The 17,286-nt window shown below is 62.5% G+C and carries 10 protein-coding genes and 1 pseudogene; 9 read left to right on the top strand and 2 right to left on the bottom strand.

Translation table 11 applies throughout. The features are described from left to right. Nucleotides 1-143: 143 nt before the first annotated feature. Nucleotides 144-581 carry a nuclear transport factor 2 family protein gene (locus PQR27_RS17890; protein ID WP_408524889.1) on the bottom strand — a complete coding sequence of 146 codons (438 nt, stop codon included), beginning with the start codon at nt 579-581 and terminating at the stop codon, nt 144-146. 538 nt (nt 582-1,119) lie between these two features. On the opposite strand from PQR27_RS17890, the pseudogene PQR27_RS39390 reads away from it, so the two are divergent. The 5 genes and pseudogenes from PQR27_RS39390 to PQR27_RS17870 form a co-directional block, all read left to right on the top strand. Continuing rightward, a pseudogene (locus tag PQR27_RS39390) lies at nt 1,120-1,251 on the top strand (ESPR-type extended signal peptide-containing protein); the annotation flags it as partial. Continuing rightward, nucleotides 1,234-6,855: a hypothetical protein gene (locus tag PQR27_RS17885; protein WP_459251659.1), complete on the top strand. Its 5,622-nt coding sequence runs from the start codon at nt 1,234-1,236 to the stop codon at nt 6,853-6,855. The pseudogene PQR27_RS39390 and the gene PQR27_RS17885, both read left to right, overlap by 18 nt. Continuing rightward, the gene (locus PQR27_RS17880) at nt 6,782-7,720 is read left to right on the top strand and encodes a hypothetical protein (protein ID WP_408524887.1); all 939 of its coding nucleotides are present in this window, start codon (nt 6,782-6,784) and stop codon (nt 7,718-7,720) included. Before PQR27_RS17885 ends, PQR27_RS17880 begins: the two co-directional genes overlap by 74 nt. Next, nucleotides 7,717-10,515, top strand: coding sequence for a YadA-like family protein (locus tag PQR27_RS17875; protein WP_408524886.1), 2,799 nt, complete (start codon nt 7,717-7,719; stop codon nt 10,513-10,515). Before PQR27_RS17880 ends, PQR27_RS17875 begins: the two co-directional genes overlap by 4 nt. 124 nt (nt 10,516-10,639) lie before the next feature. Further along, entirely contained in the window at nt 10,640-11,359 is a 720-nt protein-coding gene (locus PQR27_RS17870) for an OmpA family protein (RefSeq protein WP_408524885.1), read from the top strand. Nucleotides 11,360-11,425: 66 nt separating this feature from the next. Here the strand turns inward: PQR27_RS17870 and PQR27_RS17865 are convergent, their stop codons facing one another. Continuing rightward, nucleotides 11,426-12,271: a MurR/RpiR family transcriptional regulator gene (locus tag PQR27_RS17865; RefSeq protein ID WP_408524884.1), complete on the bottom strand. Its 846-nt coding sequence runs from the start codon at nt 12,269-12,271 to the stop codon at nt 11,426-11,428. 290 nt (nt 12,272-12,561) lie between these two features. Between PQR27_RS17865 and edd the strand changes: the two genes are divergently transcribed. From edd to PQR27_RS17845, 4 genes are all read left to right on the top strand, one after another. Then, nucleotides 12,562-14,478 (top strand): phosphogluconate dehydratase, encoded by a 1,917-nt coding sequence (edd, locus tag PQR27_RS17860; RefSeq protein ID WP_408524883.1) that lies wholly within the window; start codon nt 12,562-12,564, stop codon nt 14,476-14,478. A 2-nt stretch (nt 14,479-14,480) separates the two neighbouring features. Beyond that, nucleotides 14,481-15,122, top strand: coding sequence for a bifunctional 4-hydroxy-2-oxoglutarate aldolase/2-dehydro-3-deoxy-phosphogluconate aldolase (locus tag PQR27_RS17855; RefSeq protein ID WP_408524882.1), 642 nt, complete (start codon nt 14,481-14,483; stop codon nt 15,120-15,122). Nucleotides 15,123-15,370: 248 nt separating this feature from the next. Beyond that, the gene (locus PQR27_RS17850) at nt 15,371-16,735 is read left to right on the top strand and encodes a GntP family permease (protein WP_408524881.1); all 1,365 of its coding nucleotides are present in this window, start codon (nt 15,371-15,373) and stop codon (nt 16,733-16,735) included. A gap of 10 nt (nt 16,736-16,745) precedes the next feature. After that, a complete protein-coding gene (locus tag PQR27_RS17845; protein ID WP_408524880.1) occupies nt 16,746-17,240 on the top strand; it encodes a gluconokinase in 495 nt (164 codons plus the stop codon). The last annotated feature ends 46 nt before the right edge of the window (nt 17,241-17,286 follow it).

Here is a 17,286-nt window from a genome sequence, read left to right as displayed (position 1 = left end):
CCGGACGTCAACGTCTCGATTCATCCGGCTCTTGTCGTTCAACCCGACCTCAGCCTCACGTCGGTAACAAGCCCGCTCACGAGCACGAAGGCACGCCGGCCATGCCGATTCGCCTGATCACGTTGAGTGGCTGTGATGCGGCGTCACTGCGTGGATTCGCGCGCCATGCGTGCTGAAATCGCACGCCAGCCGTCGGGGCGCCTTGCGTAGATATCGGTAAAGACAAATTTGACCGCTAGGGCGCCTGGCGCGGGCGTGTAGTCATTCACGCCGGTGACGACGGCGGTATCGCCGCTGACGCGCGCCTTGAGTTCGCTGAGCGACTGCGATGAACCTGCGGGCAGCCCCGGCGCGGCAAGCGCGTCGGCTTTGCCGCGGCGCGTGCCGTTCGCTGTCACCTCGACGAATGAGTCGTCAAGGACTTTGTCCAGCACGGCTTCGTCGTGAATGGAGGCAGCCTCTGCCCAGGATTGTTCGAGTGCGAGCAGCGTGGCTTCGTCCGATGTAGCGGCGTACGAATACGATGCAGCCGATGACATCAGCAGCAGGCCCAGAGTGGTCAGAATGACGGTGCGTTTCATGAATATTCCTGGTGGAGAAGTTTTTAGGTACGGGTGTCGCGCGGAATCGAGTTCGCTAATTTGATTGCGTGGTTTTCGCGATCATTCCGCTGCGACAGGTTTTTACCGGAGCGATGGATTTGATTTTGTGGATGGCGCCCGGATTGATCAACAGGATTATTCTTAAATTTCAAACTCTGAATTAAGAAAAATCCTGGATTGGAATAATCTGATTTAATACGAATGATTTTTCTATTTACACTAGTCTTATAGTCATAACAATAAGACTAGTCTGAATTATGGATTGTTGGCCAAAAAATAGTTTGTGCGATGACAACGTCTAGGGCTTTTTAAGAGTCGTCCTATTAAGGCCTACGTTGTCCCAATATATATTTGGATCACTCGCCGAAGGTTCGATGAGATGGTCCGGAAACCCTTGTTTGTACGACCGCTTTTCATTCCGCGTTTCATTCCTTCGGTAATCAATTGATTTCAGCGCAGTGCCCAACCAGTACTCTGCAAATCAGAACAGTTATTACACGTTCGACAGGATGAAACCGTGAATAAGTCTTACAAATCAGTTTGGAATGAATCAACCGGTACCTATGTAGCCGCATCGGAAGAGGCGACGAGCCGTGGGAAGGCCAGCAAGAGCAAAAAAGTGTTGCTGGCGGTGCTGGCCGCTGCCGCATGCGGCGCATCCGTTGATGCGTTGGCGGGTGCTCTTGATGGCGGGACGGTCGGCGCCGAAGGTAACGGCAGTGCCGCGGTAGCGTATGGCCCAAATTCGTATTCCTCCGGATATGTGGACACGAGCGGCGGATCGACAGCCGTTGGCTCGAGCTCAAGCGCAACCGGTAGCTACTCAACCGCTTTTGGATCCCTTTCCCGCGCTGCTGGAGATGCCAGTACTGCACTTGGCGTGAACTCGACATCGAGCGGTACCAGATCGGTCGCTATCGGTGCAAGTACCACCGCGAGCGGAAGCTATAGCACCGCAGTCGGTACTCTGGCGCTTGCTTCCGGCGCGAATGCGTCAGCATTTGGCACGGCAGCAGCGGCGACGGCAGCGAACTCGGTGGCACTGGGTTCGAACTCGACGACGACGGCGAACCTGGCGGCCGCGGGTTATAACCCGGGTACGGGAGCTCTGTCGGGCACGGCCTCGGCAGCGAACGGTGAAGTCTCGGTGGGCTCGGCAGGCAAGGAACGCCGCGTCACGAACGTGGCAGCCGGTTCGGCGGCAACGGACGCGGTGAACGTGAGCCAGCTGATGTCGGAAGACACGAAGGTGAATCAGGCCGGCACGACGACGGCGAGCGGGTTGGGCGGCGGTGCGGCGTACAGCAGCACGACGGGCGCAATTAGCGCGCCGAGCTATGCGCTGACGAACGCGAACGCGATTGATGGCACGAGCGGCGCGGCGACCAATGTAGGCTCGGCGTTCGGTACCGTGGATACGGCGCTGGGCAAGCTCAATACTTCGATCACCAACATTAATAACGGTAGCGGCATCAAGTACTTCCACGCGAACTCGACACTGGCGGATTCGTCGGCCACGGGCGCGGATGCGGTGGCGATCGGCGGCAATGCGCAGGCGACGGCGGCGAACTCGGTGGCACTGGGTTCGAACTCGACGACGACGGCGAACCTGTCGGCTGCGGGTTACAACCCGGGTACGGCGGTTCTGTCGGGCACGGCCTCGGCAGCGAACGGTGAAGTTTCGGTGGGTTCGGCAGGCAAGGAACGTCGCATCACGAACGTGGCAGCCGGTTCGGCGGCAACGGACGCAGTGAACGTGAGCCAGTTGCAGTCGGAAGATGCGAAGGTGAACACGATCAATAGCAACGTTAACAGCCTGAATACCAGCGTCACCAACCTGAGCACCAGCGTCACCAACATCACCAACGGTGGCGGCATCAAGTACTTCCACGCGAACTCCACGCTGGCGGATTCGTCGGCCACGGGCACGGATGCGGTGGCGATCGGCGGCAATGCGCAGGCGACGGCAGCGAACTCGGTGGCACTGGGTTCGAACTCGACGACGACGGCGACCCTGTCGGCAGCGGGTTACAACCCGGGTACGGCAGCGCTGTCGGGCACGGCCTCGGCAGCCAACGGCGAAGTCTCGGTGGGCTCGGCAGGCAAGGAACGTCGCGTCACGAACGTGGCAGCCGGTTCGGCGGCAACGGACGCGGTGAACGTGAGCCAGTTGCAGTCGGAAGATGCGAAGGTCAATGCTGCAGGTTCGAGCACGGCTAGTGCGCTGGGCGGCGGCTCGACCTACAACGCGACGACGGGCGCGATCACGAACCCGACGTATGTGGCGGGCGGTACCACCTATAGCAACGTGGGCGGCGCGATCACCAACATCGATGGTCGTGTGACGAACATCAACAACACCGTCAACAGCGTCGTGAACGGTGGCGGCATCAAGTACTTCCACGCGAACTCGACGCTGGCGGATTCGTCGGCCACGGGTACGGATGCGGTGGCGATCGGCGGCAATGCCGTAGCCAGCGGCAGCGGTGGCAGCCTTGCAATGGGTTCCGGTTCGCTGTCTTCCGGCGGCGGGGCGATTTCGCTTGGACAGAATTCGAGCGCGGCGGGTGTGGTAGATATTGCCATCGGCCAGAACGCGACAATTGCGAGTACGGCGAACAACGCCATCGCCATTGGCGGAAGTGCTGCGGCCGGTGGACAGTCGGTGTCGCTCGGTAACGGTGCGAACACGTCCGCGTCGTCATATGCGGTATCAATCGGGCACAGCAGCAGCGTGACCGGCGGCAGTGGCACGGCGATTGGCGCCAGGGCATCGGCGACGACAGCGAACTCGGTGGCGCTGGGCGCGAACTCGGTGGCGAGTTCGGCGACGCTGACGACGGCAGGCTTCACGCCGGCAGGCGGCACGGCGATTTCGGCGGCTACGGCAGCAGGTGAAGTGTCGGTTGGCACGGCAGGTGCAGAACGTCGCATCACGAACGTTGCAGCAGGTCTGAACAGCACGGACGCGGTGAACGTGAGCCAGCTGCAGTCGGAAGACGCGAAGGTGAACACGATCAATAGCAATGTGAACGGCCTGAATACCAGCGTCACCAACCTGAGCACCAGCGTCACCAACATCACCAACGGTGGCGGCATCAAGTACTTCCACGCGAACTCCACGCTGGCGGATTCGTCGGCCACGGGCACGGATGCGGTGGCGATCGGCGGCAATGCGCAGGCGACGGCAGCGAACTCGGTAGCACTGGGTTCGAACTCGACGACGACGGCGACCCTGTCGGCAGCGGGTTACAACCCGGGTACGGCGGTTCTGTCGGGCACGGCCTCGGCAGCCAACGGCGAAGTCTCGGTGGGTTCGGCAGGCAAGGAGCGCCGCGTCACGAACGTTGCAGCCGGTTCGGCGGCAACGGACGCGGTGAACGTGAGCCAGCTGCAGTCGGAAGATGCGAAGATGAATCAGCATGGCACGACGACGGCGAGCGCGTTGGGCGGCGGTGCGGCGTACAGCAGCACGACGGGCGCAATGAGCGCGCCGAGCTATGCGCTGACGAACGCGAACGCGATTGACGGCACGAGTGGCGCGGCGATCAATGTAGGCTCGGCGTTCGGTACCGTGGATACGGCGCTGGGCAAGCTCAATACTTCGATCACCAACATTAATAACGGTAGCGGCATCAAGTACTTCCACGCGAACTCGACGCTGGCGGATTCGTCGGCCACGGGTACGGATGCGGTGGCGATCGGCGGCAATGCGCAGGCGACGGCAGCGAACTCGGTGGCACTGGGTTCGAACTCGACGACGACGGCGACCCTGTCGGCAGCGGGTTACAACCCGGGTATGGCGGTTCTGGCGGGTATCGCCTCGGCAGCGAACGGTGAAGTTTCGGTGGGTTCGGCAGGCAAGGAACGCCGCGTCACGAACGTGGCAGCCGGTTCGGCGGCAACGGACGCGGTGAACGTGAGCCAGCTGCAGTCGGAAGACGCGAAGGTGAACACGATCAATAGCAACGTTAGCAGCCTGAATACCAGCGTCACCAACATCAATAACACGGTGAGCAACATCACCAACGGTAGCGGCATCAAGTACTTCCACGCGAACTCCACGCTGGCGGATTCGTCGGCCACGGGCACGGATGCGGTGGCGATCGGCGGCAATGCGCAGGCGACGGCAGCGAACTCGGTAGCACTGGGTTCGAACTCGACGACGACGGCGACCCTGTCGGCAGCGGGTTACAACCCGGGTACGGCGGTTCTGTCGGGCACGGCCTCGGCCGCCAACGGCGAAGTTTCGGTGGGTTCGGCAGGCAAGGAACGCCGCGTCACGAACGTGGCAGCCGGTTCGGCGGCAACGGACGCGGTGAACGTGAGCCAGCTGCAGTCGGAAGATGCGAAGATGAATCAGCATGGCACGACGACGGCGAGCGCGTTGGGCGGCGGTGCGGCGTACAGCAGCACGACGGGCGCAATGAGCGCGCCGAGCTATGCGCTGACGAACGCGAACGCGATTGACGGCACGAGTGGCGCGGCGATCAATGTAGGCTCGGCGTTCGGTACCGTGGATACGGCGCTGGGCAAGCTCAATACTTCGATCACCAACATTAATAACGGTAGCGGCATCAAGTACTTCCACGCGAACTCGACGCTGGCGGATTCGTCGGCCACGGGTACGGATGCGGTGGCGATCGGCGGCAATGCGCAGGCGACGGCAGCGAACTCGGTGGCACTGGGTTCGAACTCGACGACGACGGCGACCCTGTCGGCAGCGGGTTACAACCCGGGCAGCGGCACGCTGTCGGGCACGGCCTCGGCAGCCAACGGCGAAGTCTCGGTGGGCTCGGCAGGCAAGGAACGTCGCGTCACGAACGTGGCAGCCGGTTCGGCGGCAACGGACGCGGTGAACGTGAGCCAGTTGCAGTCGGAAGATGCGAAGGTCAATGCTGCAGGTTCGAGCACGGCTAGTGCGCTGGGCGGCGGCTCGACCTACAACGCGACGACGGGCGCGATCACGAACCCGACGTATGTGGCGGGCGGTACCACCTATAGCAACGTGGGCGGCGCGATCACCAACATCGATGGTCGTGTGACGAACATCAACAACACCGTCAACAGCGTCGTGAACGGTGGCGGCATCAAGTACTTCCACGCGAACTCCACGCTGGCGGATTCGTCGGCCACGGGTACGGATGCGGTGGCGATCGGCGGCAATGCGCAGGCGACGGCAGCGAACTCGGTGGCACTGGGTTCGAACTCGACGACGACGGCGAACCTGTCGGCCGCGGGTTACAACCCGGGTACGGCAGCGCTGTCGGGCACGGCCTCGGCCGCTAACGGCGAAGTTTCGGTGGGTTCGGCAGGCAAGGAACGCCGCGTCACGAACGTGGCAGCCGGTTCGGCGGCAACGGACGCGGTGAACGTGAGCCAGCTGCAGTCGGAAGACGCGAAGGTGAACACGATCAATAGCAACGTTAGCAGCCTGAATACCAGCGTCACCAACATCAATAACACGGTGAGCAACATCACCAACGGTAGCGGCATCAAGTACTTCCACGCGAACTCGACGTTGGCGGATTCGTCGGCAGCGGGCACGGATGCGGTGGCGATCGGCGGCAATGCGCAGGCGACGGCAGCGAACTCGGTAGCACTGGGTTCGAACTCGACGACGACGGCGACCCTGTCGGCAGCGGGTTACAACCCGGTCACGGCGCTGTCGGGCACGGCCTCGGTCAATGCAGCAGGTTCGAGCAACGGCGAAGTCTCGGTGGGCGGGCGGTACAGGCAAGCAACGTCGCGTCACGAACGTCGATGGTCGTGTGACGAACATTCGGCGGCAACGGACGCAGTGAACGTGAGCCAGCTGCAGTCGGAAGATGCGAAGGTCAATGCAGCAGGTTCGAGCACGGCTAGTGCGCTGGGCGGCGGCTCGACCTACAACGCGACGACTGGGCGCGATCACGAACCCGACGACCGACGTATGTGGCGGGCGGTACCACCTATAGCAACGTGGGCGGCGCGATCACCAACATCGATGGTCGGTGGGACGAACATCAAGGACACCGTCAACAGCGTCGTGAACGGTGGCGGCAACGGACGCAGTGAACTTCCACGCGAACTCGACGCTGGCGGATTCGTCGAGCCACGGGTACGGATGCGGTGGCGATCGGCGGCGCGATCACGACGACGTACGGCGAACGGCACGCGAACAACGGTGGCACGCGATCATGAACATCGACAGCCGGACGACGCAGAACACGACGGCCATCACCACGCTGGCCACCACCATCAACAACGGTGAAATCGGTCTGGTGCAACAGGATGCGACCTCGCGCAACATCACGGTCGCGAAGGGTACCGACGGCACGGTGGTGGACTTCACGGGCACGGCAGGCGCGCGTCAGTTGACGGGTGGTTCAGGCGGCAACGGACGCAACGAACGTGGACGCGCTGCAGTCGGAAGACGCGAAGGTCAACCGATCAGCAACACGGTCAACAACCTCTCGGGCGACGTCACCAATATCAGCAACACGGTGAGCAACATCACGACCGGTAGCGGCATCAAGTACTTCCACGCGAACTCGACGCTGGCGGATTCGTCGGCCACGGGCACGGATGCGGTGGCGATCGGCGGCAATGCGCAGGCGACGGCGGCGAACTCGGTAGCACTGGGTTCGAACTCGACGACGACGGCGAACCTGTCGGCCGCGGGTTACAACCCGGGTACGGCAGCGCTGTCGGGCACGGCCTCGGCAGCTAACGGCGAAGTGTCGGTGGGTTCGGCAGGCAAGGAACGTCGCATCACGAACGTGGCAGCCGGTTCGGCGGCAACGGACGCAGTGAACGTGAGCCAGCTGCAGTCGGAAGATGCGAAGGTCAATGCAGCAGGTTCGAGCACGGCTAGTGCGCTGGGCGGCGGCTCGACCTACAACACGACGACTGGCGCGATCACGACCCCGACGTACGTGGTGAACGGCACGACTGTCAACAACGTGGGCGGTGCGATCACGAACATCGATGGCCGGACGACGCAGAACACGACGGCCATCACCACGCTGGCCACCACCATCAACAACGGTCGTCGGTCGGTGGATGCGACATCAAGTACATCCACGCGAACTCGACGGCACGGTGGCGGATTCGTCGGCCACGGGCGCGTCAGATGACGGTGGCGATCGGCGGCAGTGAACGCAGGCGACGGCAACGAACTGTACGGTGGCACTGGGTTCGAACTCGCGACGACGGCGAACCACGACGTCGGGGTTCACAACATCGAGGCCGGACGACGGGCACGGCCATCACCACGCTGGCCAACGGCAACGGTCGAAATGGGTTCGGTGAACAGGATGCGCCGCGCACGATCACGGGCACGGCAGGTACGCGTCAGTTGACGGGTGTGGCCGCAGGCGCAGTGAACGCAACGAGCGTGGACGCGGTGAACGGTTCGCAGTTGTACGGTGTGTCGCAGAGCGTGGCTGGCGCGCTGGGCGGGGGCTCGACGGTGAACCCCGACGGGACGATCACGACCCCGACGTACGTGGTGAATGGCACGACTGTCAACAACGTGGGCGGCGCGATCACCAACATCGACGGCCGGACGACGCAGAACGCGACGGACATCACCACGCTGGCCACCACCATCAACAACGGTGAAATCGGTCTGGTGCAACAGGATGCGACCTCGCGCAATATCACAGTGGCGAAGGATACCGACGGCACGGTGGTGGACTTCACGGGCACGGCAGGCGCGCGTCAGTTGACGGGTGTGGCCGCAGGCGCAGTGAACGCAACGAGCGTGGACGCGGTGAATGGTTCGCAACTGCACGCGCTGGCCAGCTCGACGGCTGACGCGATGGGTGGCGGCTCGACGGTGAACCCCGACGGGACGATCACGACCCCGTCGTACGTGGTGAATGGCACGACTGTCAACAACGTGGGCGGCGCGATCACCAACATCGATGGTCGTGTGACGAACATCAACAACACCGTCAACAACCTCGCGAACGGTGGCGGCATCAAGTACTTCCACGCGAACTCCACGCTGGCGGATTCGTCGGCCACGGGTATGGATGCAGTGGCGATCGGCGGCAATGCGCAGGCGACGGCGGCGAACTCGGTGGCACTGGGTTCGAACTCGACGACGACGGCGGACTTGTCGGCAGCGGGTTATAACCCGGGCTCGACCGCTCTGGCGGGTATCGCTTCGGCAGCTAACGGCGAAGTGTCGGTGGGTTCGGCAGGCGCGGAACGTCGCCTCACGAACGTGGCAGCCGGTTCGGCGGCAACGGACGCGGTGAACGTGAGCCAGTTGATGTCGGAAGACGCAAAGGTCAATGCTGCAGGTTCGAGCATGGCTAATGCGCTGGGCGGCGGCTCGACCTACAACACGACGACGGGCGCGATCACGACCCCGACGTACGTGGCGGATGGCGGCAAGACGTTCAACAACGTGGGTGATGTGGTGACGAACATCGACGGCCGGACGACGCAGAACACGACGGACATCACCAACCTGACCAGCAACCTCAACAACGGTTCGGTGGGCCTGGTGCAGCAGGATGCGACCTCGCGCAACATCACAGTGGCGAAGGATACCGACGGCACGGTGGTGGACTTCACGGGCACGGCAGGCACGCGTCAGTTGACGGGTGTGGCCGCAGGCGCAGTGAACGCAACGAGTGCAGATGCGGTGAACGGTTCGCAGTTGTACGGTGTGTCGCAGAGCGTGGCTGGCGCGCTGGGTGGCGGCTCGACGGTGAACGCCGACGGGACGATCACGAACCCGTCGTACGTGGTGGATGGCGGCAAGACGCTCAACAACCTGGGTGATGTGGTCACGAACATCGACGGCCGGACGACGCAGAACACGGCGGATATCACCAACATCAACAACACGCTGAACAACATCAGCAGCGGTAGCGGCATCACGTACTTCCACGCCAACTCGACGCTGGCGGATTCGCAGGCAACGGGTGTGGAATCGGTGGCGATCGGCGGGAACGCCCAATCGCTGGCGGCGAACTCGGTTGCTTTGGGCTCGAACTCGGTGGCTGACCGTGCCAACACGGTGTCGGTGGGTGCGGCCGGAGCTGAGCGCCAGATCACCAACGTGGCGGCCGGTACGGCGGACACGGACGCGGTGAACGTCGCGCAGTTGAAGGCGTCGGGCGTGATCAATCGGGATGGCACGACCAACGCAGCCGCCACGTATGACCACAACGCGGACGGTACGACCAACTACAACAGCATCACGATGGGTAACGGTGTTGCAGGCGGTACGACGATCCACAACGTGGCAGCAGGCACGGCCGGCGATGACGCAGTCAACGTCAGCCAGATGAACGCGGCGGTTTCCACCGTCACGAACATTGCCGCCGCAGCGAACAACCCAATGTTCGCCGCAAACGGCAACCGTGACACGGACGCAGCAGTTGCCAGCGGCACGCATGCCACGGCAATGGGCGCGAACGCCAAGGCGACCGGTGCGAACTCGGTGGCACTGGGTGCGAACTCGGTTGCTGACCGTGACAACACGGTGTCGGTGGGTTCGGCAGGCAGCGAGCGCCAGGTTACCAACGTCGCAGCCGGTACGGCAACGACCGACGCGGTCAACGTCGGCCAGTTGAACGACGCGATCGGGTCGTCGATCGGCAATCTGCCGGCCGGCATGACGGCGAAGGACTACACCGATCAGCAGGTCAACTCGGTGAAGAGCAGCCTCAACCAGGTCGCGAAGGGCGCCTACGCAGGTATCGCAGCCGCTACAGCGTTGACCATGATTCCGGACGTCGATCAAGGCAAGACGATCGCGGTCGGTATCGGTGGCGCTACGTACAAGGGTTCGCAGGCTGTGGCCCTCGGCGTCTCGGCACGCATCACCGAGAACCTGAAGATGAAGGTCGGCGCGGGTACGACCTCGCAAGGCGCGACCGTAGGTATGGGTGCTTCGTACCAGTGGTAAGCGCCGTGACGGACGGGGCGCCAGTCTCGTCCGTCAACCGGATCTGCCTTGAGTTAACTGCAAGCGCGCTCTTGTCCGTGCAACACGCGCCAAGGGCGTCGCTGCAATCGACTGAATTCGTGAAATGAACTTAACTCTTCTTAAATATCTGCGCGCGCCGCTACTCGGCGCTTTCGTGGGTTTCCTTGCTGCGTGTACCACGCAGTCGGGCCCAACCTACACGCTTCAAGTGGTGAGCATGCCGAACCAGTCGGAGACCATTTACCGGGTTAGCTGCCTGGGACTCTTCGAAAGCTCCAACAGTTGTGTGCGTGTGGCCGAGGAAACCTGTAAAGCCAGGCCCGTGACCTCGGTGGAAGCCATTGACCGCGTAAGCGGCCCCACGCCGAAAAAAGATCCGCGTGAACTGACCTTCATGTGCGGACAGCCGGTCCCGCAGCCTGCTCCGCAGCCGCAGGTCCAGCCGGCGCCGCCGCAAGCACAACATGCCGTGCCGCAGCGTCAGTTACTGCTGCAAGGCAACGCGAACTTCGCAACCAATAGCGCGGCGCTCAGCTCTGTTGCCAAGGAAAACCTCGACCACTTCATGAGCGTGAACCGTGATCTCAACCTGCGTCGCGTGATGGTGATGGGTTACACCGACAATACGGGTTCGGAAGCGCACAACCTCGCACTGTCCCAGGCTCGTGCCGCCTCTGTCGCGCAATACCTGCACGATGGCGGCCTCCACGCCGACCAATTCGTCGCGCGCGGTCTGGGCAGCGCCGATCCGGTCGCGTCGAATGCGACGGCCGAAGGCCGCTTGCAGAACCGCCGCGTCGATGTCCGCGTGTTCGCCGAGTAACTGGCAACGCGCAATGTTTGACCACGAAGGCCTGCCGTCGCGCAGGCCTTTTTTATCCGCGGCTCTTCAACCCTCGCCGTCGATCCTCAACCGGCCGATCACCCCTTTCGCCTGTCCCACCCGCTCCACCAACTCGGGCCCGCGCCTGAGCGCGACGCCAACCGCCAGAATGTCGCCGATCGCCAGATGCGACATGCGCGACGTCATCGGCGAAAACACATCGTTTTCCTCGACTACGTTCGAGAACAGGCAGATCGATGCGACCCTGGCGAGCGGCGAACTGCCATGCGTAATCGCGATCACCTTCGCACCCCGAGCGAGCGCTGAACGAGCGGCCTCGATGATGTCGCGGGTTCGGCCGGTATTGGATACCGTCACCACCACGTCGCCAGGTCCGAGCAGCGCCGCGGACATCGAAAAGGTATGCGGATCGGAATACGCGACGCTCGGCATGCCGAGCCGGAAAAACTTGTGCTGAATATCCTGCGCGGCAATGCCCGAGCCGCCCGCTCCGTAGAACTCGATGCGCGCCGCGTTCGCCAGCAGTTCGACGGCCGCTTCGACGCTATCGGGCGACAGCCTGTTGCGCACCTCGATCAACGTGCCGATGGTCCTGTCGAAGACTTTGGCGATGAGGCCGGGCGCGCCCTCATCCGGCTGCACGTCCCGATAGACGGTCGGCACCTCTGATGCAATCCCCTGTGCGAGCCGGATCTTGAACTCCCGAAACCCCGAAAAGCCGAGCGCATGACAGAACCGCGCGATGGTCGGCTGGCTCACGCCGGCGCGGGCGGCCACTTCGGTCATCGACAGATCGAGCACTTCGCGCGGCGCTTCGATCACGTAATCGGCAAGCTTGCGCTCGGACGGACGCAACTGATCGCGCATCTCTTCCACTTGGGACAGCATCATCGGAAAACTCGCACTATGCTGAAGAATGCGTGGACTATATCTGATTGGCGGCAAGGTACAAAAACTACATTTCGAGGGGTAGGTGTAATCCCTGGTTTTTTCGCATTTGACCTAGATGCACCGCCAGCAAGGCGATTCACGCGATTGTGAGATGAGGCGACGTAGCAGCGGCGAGCATTGCGATCGTGTAGTTTTTCTACTAAGATTGCGACGTCGACTGATTCGACATCCCCGCGATACCTACCTGGCCGAGTGCGTGTGCGCCTGCCGCCAGCGACGAAGGAGCTCCGATGGTTTCCCCGCATTCGCAATTGTTGAAGGTCACGCAACGCGTGATCAAGCGCAGCAAGCCCACGCGCGAGGCCTATCTGGCCCGCATCGAGCATGCGCAAGGCAAATTCCCGGCACGCGGCGCGCTCTCGTGCGCGAACCTGGCCCACGGCTTCGCTGGCCTCGAAGGTAAGGACAAGCTCGCCATCAAGGCGATCCGCGAGCCGAATATCGGCATCGTGTCGTCGTACAACGAAATGCTGTCCGCGCACGCGCCGTACAAAAACTACCCCGACATCATCAAAGTGGCGGCGCGTGAAAACGGCGGCGTCGCGCAATTCGCGGGTGGCGTGCCGGCCATGTGCGATGGCGTGACGCAAGGCAACGCCGGCATGGAGCTCTCGCTGTTCTCACGCGAAGTAATCGCGATGAGCACGGCGGTCGCCCTCACGCACAACATGTTCGACGCCGCGCTGTGCCTCGGCATCTGCGACAAGATCGTGCCGGGCCTGCTGATCGGCGCGCTGCAATTCGGTCATCTGCCGACGATTTTCGTGCCGGCCGGCCCGATGGGCAGCGGTCTCTCGAACGACGACAAAGCCAAGACCCGCCAGCTCTTCGCCACCGGCCAGTGTGGCCGCGACGCGCTGCTCGAAGCGGAAGCCGCCGCGTACCACAGCCACGGCACCTGCACGTTCTATGGCACCGCGAACAGCAATCAGATGCTGATGGAAGTGATGGGTCTGCATCTGCCGAGCTCGGCGTTCGTGCATCCGCATACGCCGCTGCGCGACGCGCTGACCGCGCAGGCTGCGCGCCGCGTGCTCGATCTGACGGTGGAGCGCGGCAACTACATGCCGATCGGCCACGTGGTCGACGAGAAAGCCGTGGTCAACGGCATCGTCGCGTTGCTGGCCACGGGCGGTTCGACCAACCACACGCTGCATCTGGTCGCGATTGCGCGTGCGGCCGGCATCGTGATCGATTGGGATGACTTCGACACGCTGTCGCAAGCCGTGCCGCTGCTTGCAAAGATCTACCCGAACGGCAAGGCCGACGTGAATCACTTCCACGCGGCCGGCGGCGTCGCGTTCCTGGTCCGCAATCTGCTGGAAGGCGGCTTGTTGCACGAAGACGTGAATACGGTTGCAGGCAAGGGCCTGAAGCACTACACGGAAGAACCGAAGCTGATCGATGGCAAGCTGCAATGGGTGCCGGGCACGGAAAAGAGCGAAGACACGGCGGTACTGCGCGGCATTAAAGAGCCGTTCCAGCCCGACGGCGGTCTGCGTCTCATGCAAGGCAAACTCGGCCGTGGCGTCATCAAGATTTCAGCGGTCGCGGCGCAGCATCGCAAGGTGAAGGCGCCGGCCATCGTGTTCGATTCGCAGGAAGCGGTGCAGGCCGCGTTCGACAACGGCGAACTGAAGCGCGATTTCGTGGCCGTGGTGCGCTTCCAGGGCGCGCGGGCAAACGGCATGCCTGAGTTGCATCGTTTGACGCCGTTGCTCGGTGTGTTGCAGGATCAGGGTTTCCATGTCGCACTGGTGACGGACGGCCGCATGTCGGGCGCGTCGGGCAAGGTGCCGGCGGTGATCCACCTGTCGCCGGAAGCGCTGCTGGAAGGCCCGATCGGCAAGGTGCGCACGGGCGACATGCTGGTAATCGACGCCGATGCTGGCGTGCTGGACGTCGAAATCGATGCTGCCGAATGGGCGGCGCGGCCGGAAGCGGTGCCGCTGCATCAGGCGGAGAACGAAGTTGGCTTCGGTCGCGAACTGTTCGGCGTGTTTCGTGCCGCGGCGGCGCCTGCGGAGCAGGGCGCCTCGGTATTCGGCCCGATGGTGGGCGAGCGGCCGGCGCATCATGGCGGACATGCCAAAGAACATACAAGCACCACTCAAGCCAGCCACGTGCTGCAGAAACAAGGAGTCTGACTATGACGTCGAAAACAGTAAGCGATATCGTGCGCCTCGGCCCGGTGATTCCGGTGCTCGCGTTCGACTCGGCCGAACAGGGCGAACACGTGTCGCGTGCGCTGCATGCGGGCGGCGTGAAGGTGCTTGAAATCACGTTGCGCACCGCAGCAGGTCTGGAAGCGATCAAGCGCGCGAGCCAGCTGGCCGAAGATATCGTGGTCGGCGTCGGCACCATTACGAAGCCCGAGCATTGCGCTCAGGCGAAGAAAGCGGGCGCGCAGTTCGGCGTCTCGCCGGGTCTGACGAAAGACATGCACAAGGCCGCGCAGGATGCGGGCTTGCCGCTGCTGCCGGGCGTGATGACGCCGAGCGACATCATCACGGCGCTGGAGCTGGGCTACGAAATCGTGAAGTTTTTCCCGGCGCAGCAGGCCGGCGGCGTGCCCATGCTGCAAGCGTTTTACGGGCCGTTCCCGACGCTGAAGTTCTGCCCGACCGGTGGCATCACTGCCGAAAGCGCCATCAATTTCCTCGCACAACCGAATGTCGTGTGCGTGGGCGGCTCCTGGCTCACGCCGAAATCGGCATTGGAGGCGCAGAATTGGGACGAAGTCACCCGTCTCGCGCGTGCCGCCAGCCAGTTGGCCGCGCCAGCGCACTAAGCTGAAACGGCGCACACTTTAGCCGGATAGCAGGGTTTTACGCGAAGGAGCCTCGTCACTACAGCCTTTAAGGTTGTCAAGGCGAGGCTCCTTGCGATATGCGCGCCCGTTTGCGCGCCTTAAAACAACAACAGCAAGTAGAATTCGGCGTCCGTGCGGTCAGCCCCGGTTTCAGGCGCCGCAACGGGTCGCTACGAGACAAGGTGCCAGCCCGCACCTAAAAATCAATAACACAAAGGAGGAGACTCATGGAAGCTGTCCACGGCAGCATGCTGCTGGTCTACGCGGTGATCGCCATCGCTTTGCTGATTCTGCTGATCACGCGCTACAAGGTTTACCCATTCCTCGTCCTGATCATCGTCTCGCTGCTGCTCGGTCTCGTGGCCGGCATGCCGATGAGCACCATCGTCAAGTCGTTCGAAACGGGTAACGGTAATACGCTGGGCCACATTGCCATTGTGGTCGGACTGGGCACGATGCTCGGCAAGATGATGGCGGAGTCGGGCGGCGCCGAGCGCGTCGCGACCACGCTGATCGACTGGTTCGGCGAGAAGAACATCCACTGGGCGATGATGGTCGTGGCGATCATCGTCGGTTTGCCGGTGTTCTTTGAAGTCGGCTTCGTGCTGCTGATTCCGATCGCGTTCAACGTCGCGAAACGCACTAACAAATCGCTGCTGCTGGTCGGCTTGCCAATGGTCGCGGGTCTGTCTGTCGTGCACGGTCTGATTCCGCCGCATCCGGCCGCGATGCTCGCGGTGCAGGCATACCACGCTGACATCGGCAAGACGATTGCATATGGGCTGATCGTGGGCGTGCCGACGGCAATCGTGGCCGGTCCGTTGTTCGCGTTGCTGGTCAGCCGCTATATCAAGCTGCCGGAGAACAATCCGCTGGCTGCGCAGTTTCTTGGCCACGCCGAGAAAGAGAAGGAAAAGCGCGAGCTGCCTAGCTTCGGCATTACGCTGTTCACCATTTTGCTGCCGGTGATTCTGATGCTGGTCGGCAGTTGGGCCGACCTTGTCTTCACGCCGAAAACCTTGCCGAACGATCTGCTGCATTTCGTCGGCAATTCGGACGTCGCGCTGCTGATTGCCGTGCTGGTCAGTTTCTGGACCTTCGGCGCAAGCCGCGGCTTCAATCGTGAGCAGATCCAGAAGTTCTGCGGCGAGTGTCTCGCGCCGATCGCGGGCATTACGCTGATCGTCGGCGCGGGCGGCGGGTTTGGTCGCGTGCTGATGGACAGCGGGATTTCGAAGGAAATCGTCAGCGTGGCGACGGCGATGCATCTGTCGCCCCTGCTGTTCGGCTGGCTCGTCGCTGCGCTGATTCGTCTGGCCACGGGCTCGGCGACAGTGGCGATGACCACGGCATGCGGCATCGTCGCGCCGATCGCCCAGGCGAGCGGCGTGCAGGTCACGCCAGAATTGCTGGTGCTCGCCACCGGTTCGGGCTCGCTAATCTTCTCGCACGTCAACGACGGCGGTTTCTGGTTGATCAAGGAATACTTCGGTATGACAGTGGGGCAGACGTTCAAAACATGGTCGCTCTGCGAAACCATTATTTCAGTGATGGGCTTGGGTTTGACTTTCGCGCTGGCGACGGTCGTGTAAGGAGTATTTGATGATTCTGATCGCAATGGGCGTGTCGGGCGCCGGCAAAACGAGGATTGGCGAAATGCTGGCGGAGCGCCTGCACTGTGCATTTACCGACGGCGACGCGTTTCACAGCGCAGCCAACAAGGAGAAAATGCACCACGGCATTCCGCTCACCGACGACGACCGTTGGCCGTGGTTGCGAACCATCCGCGCAGCGATCGAAGAGAAACAGAAGGCAGGTGAGAAGGCGGTGTTCACGTGCTCGTCGCTCAAACGAGCGTACCGCGATATCCTGCGCGACGGCGACAAGGACGTGTGCTTCGTCTACCTCAAAGGTTCGCGTGAGGTGCTGGAGCAGCGGCTGACCACGCGCACCGGGCACTTCTTCGATCCGTCGCTGCTGCAAAGCCAGTTGGACACGCTCGAAGAGCCGGGTCCGGACGAGGCGATCACGGTGAGTATCGAGTTGTCGCCGGAAGAAATCGTGGTTGAAGTATTGAAGCAGATGGAAGTGCGTTGAGTTTTTCCGCTCACGCGTGAGGATGAAAAAAAGGCGCTCCAGGTGA

The sequence above is a fragment of the Paraburkholderia fungorum genome (genome assembly GCF_046027215.1).
GTDB lineage: Bacteria > Pseudomonadota > Gammaproteobacteria > Burkholderiales > Burkholderiaceae > Paraburkholderia > Paraburkholderia fungorum_D.
This window is presented reverse-complemented; position numbering and strand designations above follow the sequence as displayed.